Raw genomic sequence first — 12,511 nt, 5'->3', positions numbered from 1 at the left:
CTATCAATGAAAAACAGCTCTTCTATTGGCAGGATGATGCCGAGAAGAGCTGTTTTTTTTGTTGCTGTAGTGGAGGGAAGAAGCGCTTTTCCAGTCTACGCTTCGGCCTCCGCCCCACTGTGAGTTGGACTGTCCGCTCCGGTCTGAATGGCGGGAGCCGCTTCAAAAGTAGAAGTTTCAATGAGGTTTTCGCAGAGGTGAAGCTAAAACCACTCCCGCCATTCAGACCTCCGCTTTGTCGGGCTCCAGAGGCGCTTGGACTGGAAATGCGCTTCTTCCATGCAGCCTTGTGATAATAAAGCGCTCCTTAACTACAATAACCCAATGAGCACAAGAACTATACCGTGCACACCCAATAGCACCATGCGTAACCAGCTAAATGCCTGTTTCAACTGACCATCCCGAATCGGAAAGATTGCATATCCGTTTCGTTTTTGCTGATGGCGCCAGAGACTGCCGATCTGGCTGGCTGTCATGAAGAGAAATAGCAGGCCGGCGATTATTTTTGCATATGGACCAGGCAATACAAGGACCAAGAAGGCGGATAGCAGGATGAGTCTGAAGTAGATGCCCGCAAAGTCACCTGAGCGAATAAATTTTTTGGCAAACAAATGACGTCCTGCTGTTGATTGACCGTAAGGCAGCCATTTTGTCAGGGCAATGAGCCAGGAGCGTGACTTCACCTGGTGCTGCATGGCAGGGACATCCCTGAAGTTGTTCATGAACTGATAAAAGCGGTGACGCAAGCCGCTTTCGATGGCCAGCAGGCGATACCATTGTATGGAATGCTTTTTCTTATACGATAGCATCCGCGAATGGAGCCAGAACAAGAGCGCAGCGCAGAGCAGAACGCCATAAGGAATACGACCAAAGCTTAAGAATTGTCCTTCACTCAATACCCAAGCGAGGAGGAGGTACGAAAAGACAAATCTAGCGAGCGTAAACAATCTGATTTTCTTCTGATCCGGCAATCGCAACACTACCCAACTGCTGTACACATTCCACCCCTTCAAGAGCAGGGGAATGCACCAATAAAACCACAGCTGTACGCCTTGTGCGCCTACGACCTCTGTATACATAGGCATGAGCAGAAGGAGGACGATAAACACCCCAATGCTCTGTATGACGAAGTTGTAGACGAGGGCCTTCCGGAAATAGCGTTCCAGTCTTACTTCATGCGGAGTCAAAAATAGCAAATCTGCTTCCAGCAAAAACGTGCGCAGAGGGCTTCTCACAACGACTACGGCAATCACGAGAGCCATGAAATACGGTAAAGGAAACCAGTCTGGAATCATCGCGATGATGCTGCGGTAGTAGAAGGCGAGCAAGCCCATCAAAAAGATCGCGATGAACATCAAGCCGCCATTGGCCATGTACTGGGCATACCGAATGAATTCTACGGAAAAGGCATTGAACCGTTTGCGAAATAATTGATCTACGTCTATTTTCACTGGCCGTCATCCTCTACGATATGCAAGTATATGTCGTCCAACGAGCTGTCAGGCAACCCGGTAACAAGACGAAGCTCCTCAAGTGTTCCTTGGGCTCTGATCTCGCCTTTGTGCAAGATGATAAATCGGTCGCAATGCTTCTGGGCAGTCGCCAAAATATGTGTAGACATCAAAATGCCAGCCCCTTGCTCCTTGCAGCGATTCAACCACGTCAGCAATGAGCGAATCCCCAGAGGGTCCAGTCCCAGAATCGGTTCATCCACGATGTACAGAGGCGGCTGTACGAGCAGTGCCATCATAATCATGAGCTTTTGTCTCATACCTTTGGAAAACTGTTGTGGAAAGCGGTCTTTCATTTCTTCCATGCGGAATTCTTTTAAGAGAGGACGAGCTCGTTCATAAAAAACTTCCTGATCCAACCCGTGGCTCATGGCCATCAATTCTATATGCTCCCACAAGGTTAGCTCCTCGTAATAAATGGGAGATTCGGGGATATACCCGTAGGACAAACGGTAGTTCTCCGGGTCGGTTTGAAAGGTTTTTCCTGCAATGCTGATTTCACCCGCGATTGGTTCTAAGAGTCCTAAAATATGCTTGATTGTCGTGCTTTTGCCAGCGCCATTCAGCCCAATAAGCGCAACAATTTCTTTTTCGTGTATTTGAAAGGAGACGTCTTTAATTACAGCGTGGTTAAAAGAGTACCCACCCGTCACCCCTTTTACGTCCAACAAGGTTGTCATTGTATCCTCCTTTTTATAGAAACGTCATGATCGTTATGTGAGAGAAATGCTAGATAGTCTTCCATCTATTTTAGCTGAATTCGGGATTTGGAAATACATTAGTTTGCAGCCTTTTTTTACACGAGACTGAACAAAAAGGGATAACCATACAAGCAATGCACCTCTCTTTTACATAAACAAGTAAAGTAAAGGACGAACGGAGGAGGTGGAATCTATGACAGCGGGACCATATGAAAATCAGAAAGATATCGATCAGCAAATACAGCGTATCTACTTGAAATTAGACAAATTCGAAGAACGAATTGATCAGCTTGAGGGACAAATGATCGTAGTCACGAAGTGGTTGGAACGAATTGAGCATAGACTGGGACGCATGGAAGATGTGCGTTATGATGTACTGCAAGTTTTGACGAAGCTACAGACAGAGATGGAAATGAAAGCAGAGAAAACAGAAAAAGAGAAAGATATAATCTTGCAATTACTGTCTAACGACAATCGGGATAAAGAAACCCTGGCTCAGATGATGGAAGGGGAAAAAGGAAGAAAGCAAGAGCGCTTTTTACAGGTTTGGGCAGTTCTTGGTCCTGTTATCGCCTCCGTTCTCTCCTCTTTTTTTACCCGATTTTTCATGTAGCGCATAATAAGTTCAGAATGTGGAAAAGTTGTGTAATACGCTTTCCATTTTTCTACCGTAACTTCTTTCTATACTTGGAGGGCAGATTATAGAAAGAGAGGATATCCAAGTGAAGAAGTTTGATATTTCCATGCTTTCGGTTGCCATATTATTAACGGGGTTGGCTGTTTTAGGGTTCTATCAATCATGGGCAAAAGGCAATGATCCTGTATTAGTAAAGGCCGGCGATACCTCCATTACCCAAAACCAGTTGTACGATACAATGAAAAAAATGTACGGGAAGCCAATGATACATGAGCTTGTTGCGCAAGCGTTAATTAAGCAGGAAGCCAAGGCGCAAAACGTCTCGGTGGCGCAAGAAGATATGGATAAAGAAATTGATTCGATGAAACAACAAGTAGGCTCTGAGGAAGCATTCCAAAGCTACTTGAAAAGTATAGGGATGACCGAGGCACAGCTGCGGGAACAGTTGAGCGTACTTATGACAAGGGATAAATTGCTGGATAAAGCATTCCCAGTCACCGACGAGCAAATCAAAACGTATTACGATACAAATAAAGAACAGCTTGGGTCACCGGCACCTGAGTTTGATAAAGTCAAAGATCAGATCAAGATGATGCTGACCGACCAAAACCGCAGTCAGAACTACGGTACCTGGTTAAATACGCTTCAGGAAAAACACAAAGTAGAATGGTACGATCCTTCCTTTGACACTGCCGAACCAGCTGATGCACAAACACCGGCTCCATAGAATCGATCATGTTTAGATAAGACCTTGTACTCAAATAACGAGTACGAGGTCTTTTTCTGTGTAAAGCGCCCCACTCATCGGGGGAAACCGTTGAGACCGTTTTGTTTAGTATTCAGGGCAAACGGAGAAACTGTGTTCATAATTGCTGATGTTAGGAGCAATCCGTATGTCTCAGATTGGTTACAGCTTAGATGACAACATTCACTATATCAAAGAATCGCTCGGGTACAGCAATGACATTGTGATTCGAGAGGTCGTCCTCAATAGCAGCGAGCCTGTTCGGGCAGCTGTCTTATATGCAGATGGCATGGTCGATTCGTACCTGGTACAAGCGGTATTAATCGATAGTCTCTTGTACAAGACTCGTCTGAAGGAATGGGTACGAGAGGACGAGGAGTTCATTCCCTTTTTAAAAGAGTCGGTTCTGAGTGTTGGGGATATGGGGGATTTATTCGATTTTCCCACGTTGTTTACCGCGCTGCTGTCTGGCTGTGTGATCATTCTCGTGGAAGGCTGCGCGCAAGGGATTCACATCGGGTTGCAGGAGTGGAAGGACAGAGGGGTAACCGAACCTTCATCACAAACGGTCATTCGTGGTCCACGGGAAAGCTTTACGGAGACATTGCGAACGAACATTACGCTGCTACGAAGACGTATTTCCAATGAAAAGCTGTGGATAGAAGTAAATCGAATCGGCGAGGAAACCAATACAGAAGTAGCCATTGTGTATATGAAAGGGATTGTGGAGGAAGGTGTCGTAGAAGAGGTGCGCAAAAGACTGGAGCGAATCCGGGTGGATGGCATCATGGAGAGCGGGATGATTGAGGAGCTGATCCAGGATGAAGCTTATACACCTTTTCCCACCATTGCCAACTCGGAGCGCCCAGATGTAGTGGCAGCTAATCTATTGGAGGGACGCGTAGCGATTCTCGTAGATGGGACGCCTTTTGTTTTGACAGTACCCTCTCTCTTTGTAGAATTTTTTCATTCAGCGGAAGATTATTATCAGCGTTTTGATTTCAGTACGTTGATTCGCATGCTGCGATTCGCCTGTTTTTTCATTGCCCTGCTCGCTCCCTCGCTCTATATCGCGATTACGACCTTTCACCAAGAGATGCTTCCGACGCAATTGCTGATTAGCTTGGCAGCACAGCGGGAAGGAGTGCCGTTTCCTGCATTTGTCGAGGCCATCATGATGGAGGTTGCTTTTGAGATATTGCGAGAAGCCGGAATCCGCATGCCCCGTGCAGTAGGGCAAGCCATTTCTATCGTGGGGACGCTGGTCATTGGACAAGCAGCGGTGGAAGCGGGGATTGTTTCGGCTGCGATGGTTATTGTGGTCTCGATTACTGCGATTTCCAGCTTTATTTTCCCGGCGAGCAATATGTCGATTACGGTGAGGATTCTTCGCTTTCCTCTGATGGTCATGGCTGCTTCCTTTGGCATCTACGGGATCATTGTAGGGATGCTAGTGTTAGTGCTGCATCTGTGCAGTCTTCGCTCGTTTGGTGTTCCGTATATGGAATCGTTTGCGCCATTTTCCTTGAAGGAACAAAGGGACACGATACTACGCATGCCGATTTGGGCCTTGGACAAACGCCCTGAATCCATTACCAAAAACAATTTGCGTCGACAATCTACCGGGAATAAGCCATTACCACCCGAAAAGTAAGCGGTTTTTGACAGCATGTAAAGGAGTGGACACCAGTGAAAGGGATAAAAGTACTTCTTAGCGTCGTGCTCGTTATCATCCTGGCTGGGTGTTGGGATCGCAAAGAACTGAACGATCTGGCGATTGCTGTCGGGATCGGTATTGATAAAGTACAAGGGGGCTATCAAGTTTCGGTACAAGTAGTAGACCCGGCAGAAGTCGCAGCCAATAAAGGAAAGCCTGGACGGGCGCCCGTTACACTTTTCACCATGAACGCTCCGACGATTTTTGAGGCTGTGCGTAAAATGACCACGATATCTCCACGGAAGATTTATATGGCGCACACGCGGATGCTCATATTTGGCGAGTCCATCGCCAGGGAGGGGATTTCTCCAGTCGTCGATTTTGTCTCACGTGACCATGAGTTTCGAACTGACTTTTATATCGCCATAGCAAGAGGAACAACGGCACGCGACATCTTGAAAGTAATCACACCCCTTGAACAAATCCCATCCACAGAACTGTTTGTTTCATTGGAAACATCGTCCAAAGTATGGGCGCCTACCGCGGCAGTGACGATGGATCAATTGATTACCGACTTTACGAGCAAAGGGAAGCAGGCTGTTTTGACAGGGATTCAACTAACTGGGCCAGTAGGTGAGGGGGAACAACGCAAAAATGTCGAACAAATTGATTCGCCCGTGCTTCTTCAATACACGACGCTGGCTACTTTCCGGGGAGACAAGCTGAGTACCTGGCTGAGTGAATCGGATAGTAAAGCGTTTAGCTACATAACAGGTAAAGTAAAAAGCACCGTCGGAAGCATGGGTTGCAAAGGTGGGGGACGCATAACGATGGAAGTCATGGATGCCGACTCCAAAATCGAGGCCATCATGAAAAACGGCATACCTGCGGTCAACGTTCACGTGCAATTGGAGAATGATATTGGAGAAGTACAGTGTAAGCTCGATCTGACAGACATGAACACGATCACGGAGTTGGAAAAAGAGGCGGAAAAAAACTTGGAAGCCTTGCTGAAAAAAGCTATTGCCAATGCCAAGAAAAATGGGGTAGACATATACGGATTCGGAGAAGCGATCCATAGGAAATATCCAAAAGTATGGAAGAAGATAGGGGACAACTGGGAGAAAGAATTTGCCAAGCTGCCTGTACATGTCAAAGCAGATGTGAAAATCAGGCGTTTAGGAACCATCAATAATGCCTTCGATGAAAAGTAGCTACGATACTGAATCAGGGGGAGTATGGATGTCAACGATTACTATCATTGCTGTTTCGATTTTGGTTTGCGCATACGAGCTACCCCGACTGATTCGGAATCGGCAGCGAAAAGAGATCATGGTTTTTATGACGTTGCTCGTCATCAGTGTAGGCTTGTATGCAGGGGCGGAAGAAGGAATCATACCCAATCCTGTTTATTGGATGGAAATGGTTTACAAGCCGGTATACGACGGCGTCATGACATGGCTGAAGTAAAGGAGGGGCATACTGAGTACACCCCCAGTAAAGGAGAGTAAATAGACGTGGACGGTCTTTTGATGAAGCTGCTCGTTAGTCCGGTGTTGGTCGTTTTGGCAGATGCTCTCTTTCCAGAAGTGAATTTCGCAAATTTATATCAGTCTATCGGTGTGGGCTTCGTATTGGCAATCGCTGGATATTTTTTGGACAGGGCCATACTCACATCTGGGAGTCTTTGGCTAACGACCATGTTTGATTTGATTATCGGCTTTTTGATCGTTTATGGAAGCATGGTGTTTTTGCCGACAGCTCAAATCGCTGCCATAGGGGCCGGCTTTGTTGCCATTTTCTTTGGCGTAAGCGAATATCTCCAGCATGTCTGGCTGATACGTACAGGACGAACGGAAAGAACATAACGTTCCGAGGTGCAAACACACTCCTTTGGGGGTGTGTTTTGTTTATGAATCAATCTTCATGACCTCTTTGTCACGAGTCGCTCGATCCATGTCCATGGAAGCAAATTTTTAGCAGCAATCGTAAGAGCTACGCCTTTGCCAACTGGATAGCGGAATCGCGGCTTGCGTGTGGTGGCCGCATGAACAATTGTCGAGATGACCTCATCGGGTGCAGGGGCCTTTTCCATGATCGATTCTACATGATGCATCAACTGCTTCATTTGGGATGCGTAAGGCGAGGCTTCATCGAGCTCTTGCTCCTGTATTCCTTTCTCCCAGATCGCTGTTCGAAAAGAACCGGGCTCCACAAGGACTACTTGAACGCGGAAGGGAAGCATTTCCAGACGAAGCGATTCACTGAAGCCTTCGACGGCATGCTTGGATGCAGCATACGGCGAGAGACCAGGGAAACCAAAACGACCACTAATGCTGCTGACATTGATGATCCTCCCGGATTTTTGCTGTCGCATATAAGGCAAGACCGCGCGGGTGACGTCGATCAGCCCGAACACATTTACATCAAACTGCTTGCGCCATTCTTCAGAAGAGACTTCCTCGACAAACCCACCACACGCGTAGCCGGCATTGTTTAGCAAAAGATCGATACGTCCATGTCGTTCGATGATGGACGAGATCGCCTCATGAATTTGATCAGGATTCGTCACATCGAGTGAGATGATTTCCATATGGTCGTGAGCTATATGCAAGCTTGCAAATTTGTCAAGGGGGTCCCTCTTGGTCAAATCTCTCATAGAAGCAATTACCTGAAAACCAGCCTTGACTAAAGCGACAGATGCGTGCATGCCAAAGCCACTTGAGGTACCAGTGACTAGTGCAATTGGTCTTTTTTGCATAAAAATCTCCTTTAATTTGCACGATTTGGTTACATTTAGCTAGAAAGTTCACAAATTTGTTCATAAATTTGTTAACAAAATGATAACAAATAGCCTTTGTATTAAGGAAAATTTATGTATACTTAAATGGTTACCACGCTCAGGTAGAAGTGTGCAATACTGCCCCTTACTTTCCTGTTTGTTTTTGGAATGTCTGCTAATACTTTTCCTGTTTGGGTATTATAGTTGTGAAAAGTATTGAAGGCGATTTCTTAATGCAAATAGAAGAGTACGAAGACTTCTAATTGTAAGCGTGGCTAGAACGTTACCAACACGAAGAAAGTGGGGTTCATTGGTATGAAGGGTTGGCAACAGTATTGGCGTCAGCTTTCCTTGTTTGGTTTGCTAGCGCTAGTGTTAACCGGGTGTGGCAGAGATGAGCTCTCAGCGCTCAAGCCATCTGGTCCGGTAGCTGCAATGCAGTTTGACCTGATGAAGCTGTCCTCCGCTATCATGATCGGCGTCTTCATTGTTGTTATGCTGATCTTTACGTACGTCCTTATCCGTTATCGTAAGCGTCCCGGACAGCAAGGCATTCCTAAGCAGGTCGAAGGTAATCATGCACTTGAAATTCTTTGGACGGTAATTCCTTTCTTGCTCCTTATCATTATGGCGATTCCAACTGTTACAACCGGTTTCGCACTGCACAAGGAGTATCCGAAAGAGGAGGCACTTCAAGTAAAGGTTACGGCTCATCAATTCTGGTGGGAATTCGAGTATCCTGATCTTGGAGTAGCGACTGCACAAGACTTGGTATTGCCAGTTGGCAAAAAGGTTCAATTCGTATTAAGCGCATCTGATGTTAAGCACGCATTCTGGATTCCGGCACTGGGCGGTAAAATCGACACGAACCCAGGGCAAGAAAACAAAATGTGGCTGCAAGCAGACAAAACAGGCATTTACTATGGTAAATGTGCGGAGCTCTGTGGAGCGTCCCATGCCTTGATGGACTTCAAGGTAGAAGTATTGGAACAGGCAGCATTTGACGACTGGGCAGCGAAGATGAAGGGTGCTCAAGCAAAAGAACCAGCAACAGCAACTTCTCCACTTGCAGCAGAAGGTCAACAAATCTTCGATAAGAGCTGTTTGGGTTGTCACGCCGTAGCAGGTAAAGGCGGTAAGATGGGTCCTAACCTGACAAACTTTGCTGATCGTGAGCGTGTAGCAGGTATCAAAGAGCATACGCCTGCAAACGTGGCAGATTGGCTGAAAGATCCACAAAAGATGAAACCGGGCAACAACATGCCTAACCTCAACCTCGATGATCAACAAGTGAAAGCGCTTGTAGAGTACATGGAGACACTTAGCGTGGTTCCTAAAGAAACGAAATCAAAGTAAAACCTTACTGTATTTACAATCGTCATAGGCAGTGACGCTTAAAAAGGAGGTAAACCCGTGTCTGCACATGCTTCTCATGCACCAAATCGCTCGGGGCTGTGGGATTATCTTACGACAGTGGACCATAAGAAAATTGCGATCCTGTATTTGATTGCAGGTGGAATTTTCTTCTTGGCCGGTGGTTTGGAAGCCCTGCTGATTCGTTTGCAGTTGATGTACCCAGAGCTACAATTGGTTGGTGCCAAGACGTTCAACGAATTAATTACGATGCACGGCACCACGATGATTTTCTTGGCGGTAATGCCGATCATTTTTGCTTTGATGAACGCGATTGTCCCACTTCAAATCGGTGCACGCGACGTAGCATTCCCGTTTGTTAATGCACTCGGATTCTGGCTCTTCTTCTTCGGGGGAGTGCTACTGAACACAAGCTGGTTCTTGGGTGGCGCACCTGATGCTGGTTGGACTTCGTATACAACCCTGGCTTTGAATCAGTACAGTGGAATCGGCGTAGACTTCTACGTACTCGGTTTGCAAATTGCCGGTCTCGGAACGCTGATTGGTGGTATTAACTTCCTGGTTACCATCATCAACATGCGTGCACCAGGTATGACATTCATGCGTATGCCAATGTTCACCTGGTCGTCCTTTATTACATCTGGTTTGATTCTCTTCGCTTTCCCTGCGATTACCGTCGGTCTGGTTCTGTTGATGTTTGACCGTTTGTTCGGCGGAAACTTCTTCAACCCTGACGCAGGTGGTAACGTTGTCATTTGGGAGCACTTGTTCTGGATCTTCGGTCACCCCGAAGTATACATTTTGATTCTCCCAGCATTCGGGATTATCTCTGAGGTTGTATCTACCTTCTCAAGAAAGCGTCTGTTCGGATACAGCTCCATGGTATTTGCGACTGCGCTGATCGGTTTCTTGGGCTTCATGGTGTGGGCTCACCACATGTTCACAACAGGTTTGGGTGCTATCGCCAACACGTTGTTTGGACTTGCAACCATGCTGATTGCAGTTCCTACGGGTATCAAAATCTTTAACTGGCTGTTGACCATGTGGGGCGGTCAAATCCGCTTCCCTACCGCAAACCTGTTTGCAGTAGGTTTTATCCCAACGTTTACAATTGGTGGTATGACAGGGGTTATGCTTGCGGTTCCGCCAGCTGACTACCAATACCATGACAGTTATTTCGTAGTTGCTCACTTCCACTACGTTATCGTAGGGGGTCTCGTATTCGGTCTCTTCGCTGGTCTTTACTACTGGTGGCCGAAAATGTTTGGTAAAATGCTCAATGAAACAATTGGTAAATGGAACTTCTGGACGTTCTTCATTGGTTTCCACCTTACCTTCTTCCCGCAACACTTCCTGGGTCTGATGGGGATGCCGCGTCGCGTCTTTACATACCTGAAAGATCAGAACCTGGATATGGGGAACTTTATCAGTACGATCGGTGCATTTGGTATGACGATCGGTACCATCCTATTCTTGATCAACGTTGTAGTAGCAGCGAAAAGCTCCAAGCGTGCTCCTGCTGATCCATGGGATGGACGTTCTCTGGAGTGGGCGATTCCTTCGCCACCACCAGAATACAACTTCGTTCAAACGCCTCTCGTTCGCGGTTTGGATGCGTTGTGGGTTGAGAAAATGGCTGGTAACAAAGGCATGACGCCTGCGGAACCTATCGGTGACATTCACATGCCATCGCCTTCTTTCTTGCCATTCCTGATGTCTCTCGGTTTGTTCGTGGCAGGTTATGGCTTTATCTACCACAACTATGTGGTAGTAGTCATCGGATTGCTCTTTACTCTTGGCTGCATGTTTGCCCGTTCTGTGAAGGACGATCCAGGTTATCACATTCATGAGGATGAACTCGATGAGAAAGGGGTTAAGGCTTAATGGCTACAAATCATGCACATGCAGTATTGCCTGACGAACCGGAAAAAGCCACCCTTGAAGGCAAGAATAAGATTCTTGGCTTCTGGCTCTTCCTTGGTGGAGAGACTGTTCTCTTCGGTTCATTGTTTGCCACATTTATCGCACTTCGTGATCAGGCAAATGGCGGTCCTACGTCCCAATCTTTGTTTGACATGAACCTTGTAGCAGTAGCAACACTTCTCTTGCTTACCAGCTCGATGACAAGTGTTATGGCTACACTGGCACTGCACAAGAAAGACCTGAAGAAGATTCAGCTATGGCTGACCATCACAGTAATTCTCGGTCTTTCATTCCTTGCTTTGGAGATTTACGAGTTCGTACACTATGTGAATGAAGGACTGAAAATGTCTACGAGTGCATTTGCATCTGCCTTCTACACATTGGTTGGATTCCACGGAGCTCACGTAGCGTTCGGGATTTGCTGGATCATCCTTTTGCAAGTATCTGCGACGAAAAAAGGCCTGACGGTAGTAACTGCACCGAAGTTCTATCTGGCATGTCTGTACTGGCACTTTATCGACGTAGTATGGGTGTTCATCTTTACCGTGGTATATCTCATGGGTATGATCGGTGGAAAGGTGGGATAATCTATGGGAGCACATGCTCATAATGAAGAGGTACGCAAGCCGAAAGTCAAACACGATGGTCCGAAAAGACACGTTGTTGCTTTCATCGGATCTCTCGTACTGACCGCACTGGCATTTATTGCAGTGGCGTTTGAAGCGATTCCATCAGGTTTTACCGTACCATTCATCGTTGCTTTGGCCTTTGTTCAAGCGTTCTTCCAGCTTTATGTCTGGATGCACATGGATCAAAAGGGTCATGAGTTTGCACGTATCAGTATTTTTGCAGGGTTGTTCGTAATCATGTTAGCGATTATCGTCTTTATTTTCTGGGTGTGGATCTAGGAAGTAGAGCGATGCGGGAGGACAGACATTGGGTCTGTCCTCTTTTTTGCGTTTTGGTTTTAGGAGTGGCTGTAGTGGAGGGGAAGAAGCGAATTTCCAGTCTACGCTTCGGCCTACGCCCCGCTGAGGGATTGACTGTCCGTTCCGGAAAAGATGGCGGGAGCGCTTCAAACGTAGAGGTTTCGAGGAGGTTGTTCATAAGTTATGATGAACGAGGACAGCCCCTATTCGTAACTTCGTAGGTTACTCTGGCTACACTAAGGGCAAGTACGC

General features: G+C 46.7%; 13 protein-coding genes. 10 read left to right on the top strand and 3 right to left on the bottom strand.

Annotated elements, in window-relative coordinates:
* Positions 1–311: 311 nt before the first annotated feature.
* Positions 312–1,451, bottom strand: coding sequence for an ABC transporter permease (locus tag AB1L17_RS10370; protein ID WP_412844931.1), 1,140 nt, complete (start codon positions 1,449–1,451; stop codon positions 312–314).
* Positions 1,448–2,191, bottom strand: coding sequence for an ABC transporter ATP-binding protein (locus AB1L17_RS10365; protein ID WP_412844932.1), 744 nt, complete (start codon positions 2,189–2,191; stop codon positions 1,448–1,450). The genes AB1L17_RS10370 and AB1L17_RS10365 overlap by 4 nt, the downstream gene beginning before the upstream one ends.
* Before the next feature lie 214 nt (positions 2,192–2,405).
* On the opposite strand from AB1L17_RS10365, the gene AB1L17_RS10360 reads away from it, so the two are divergent.
* The 6 genes from AB1L17_RS10360 to AB1L17_RS10335 all read left to right on the top strand — a co-directional run bounded on the left by AB1L17_RS10360 (position 2,406) and on the right by AB1L17_RS10335 (position 7,119).
* Entirely contained in the window at positions 2,406–2,825 is a 420-nt protein-coding gene (locus tag AB1L17_RS10360) for a hypothetical protein (protein WP_412844933.1), read from the top strand.
* 109 nt (positions 2,826–2,934) lie between these two features.
* The gene (locus AB1L17_RS10355) at positions 2,935–3,576 is read left to right on the top strand and encodes a SurA N-terminal domain-containing protein (protein ID WP_412844934.1); all 642 of its coding nucleotides are present in this window, start codon (positions 2,935–2,937) and stop codon (positions 3,574–3,576) included.
* A gap of 166 nt (positions 3,577–3,742) precedes the next feature.
* Positions 3,743–5,248 (top strand): spore germination protein, encoded by a 1,506-nt coding sequence (locus AB1L17_RS10350; protein WP_412844935.1) that lies wholly within the window; start codon positions 3,743–3,745, stop codon positions 5,246–5,248.
* 35 nt (positions 5,249–5,283) lie between these two features.
* Positions 5,284–6,465: a Ger(x)C family spore germination protein gene (locus tag AB1L17_RS10345; RefSeq protein WP_412844936.1), complete on the top strand. Its 1,182-nt coding sequence runs from the start codon at positions 5,284–5,286 to the stop codon at positions 6,463–6,465.
* 28 nt (positions 6,466–6,493) lie between these two features.
* Positions 6,494–6,721, top strand: a complete 228-nt coding sequence (locus AB1L17_RS10340; protein ID WP_412844937.1) for a hypothetical protein — start codon at positions 6,494–6,496, stop codon at positions 6,719–6,721.
* A gap of 47 nt (positions 6,722–6,768) precedes the next feature.
* Positions 6,769–7,119 (top strand): DUF2512 family protein, encoded by a 351-nt coding sequence (locus AB1L17_RS10335; RefSeq protein ID WP_412844938.1) that lies wholly within the window; start codon positions 6,769–6,771, stop codon positions 7,117–7,119.
* Positions 7,120–7,175: 56 nt separating this feature from the next.
* Here AB1L17_RS10335 and AB1L17_RS10330 read toward each other — a convergent pair whose 3' ends face one another.
* On the bottom strand, positions 7,176–8,012 hold the full coding sequence (locus tag AB1L17_RS10330; protein WP_412844939.1) for an oxidoreductase: 837 nt from the start codon (positions 8,010–8,012) through the stop codon (positions 7,176–7,178).
* 336 nt (positions 8,013–8,348) lie between these two features.
* Between AB1L17_RS10330 and coxB the strand changes: the two genes are divergently transcribed.
* From coxB to AB1L17_RS10310, 4 genes are read left to right on the top strand one after another with little or no spacing between them, the layout of a single operon-like run.
* Positions 8,349–9,389: a cytochrome c oxidase subunit II gene (coxB, locus tag AB1L17_RS10325; RefSeq protein ID WP_412844940.1), complete on the top strand. Its 1,041-nt coding sequence runs from the start codon at positions 8,349–8,351 to the stop codon at positions 9,387–9,389.
* A gap of 57 nt (positions 9,390–9,446) precedes the next feature.
* A complete protein-coding gene (ctaD, locus tag AB1L17_RS10320; RefSeq protein WP_412844941.1) occupies positions 9,447–11,291 on the top strand; it encodes a cytochrome c oxidase subunit I in 1,845 nt (614 codons plus the stop codon).
* The gene (locus AB1L17_RS10315; protein ID WP_412844942.1) at positions 11,291–11,917 is read left to right on the top strand and encodes a cytochrome c oxidase subunit 3; all 627 of its coding nucleotides are present in this window, start codon (positions 11,291–11,293) and stop codon (positions 11,915–11,917) included. The genes ctaD and AB1L17_RS10315 overlap by 1 nt, the downstream gene beginning before the upstream one ends.
* A gap of 3 nt (positions 11,918–11,920) precedes the next feature.
* Complete coding sequence (locus AB1L17_RS10310) at positions 11,921–12,238, top strand: cytochrome C oxidase subunit IV family protein (protein WP_412844943.1); 318 nt, start codon at positions 11,921–11,923, stop codon at positions 12,236–12,238.
* Positions 12,239–12,511 lie beyond the last annotated feature (273 nt).

The sequence above is a fragment of the Brevibacillus jepli genome (genome assembly GCF_047229145.1).
Classification (GTDB): Bacteria; Bacillota; Bacilli; order Brevibacillales; family Brevibacillaceae; genus Brevibacillus.
The sequence above is the reverse complement of the archived record's forward strand: the minus strand, read 5'-3'. Positions and strand labels throughout refer to the sequence as shown.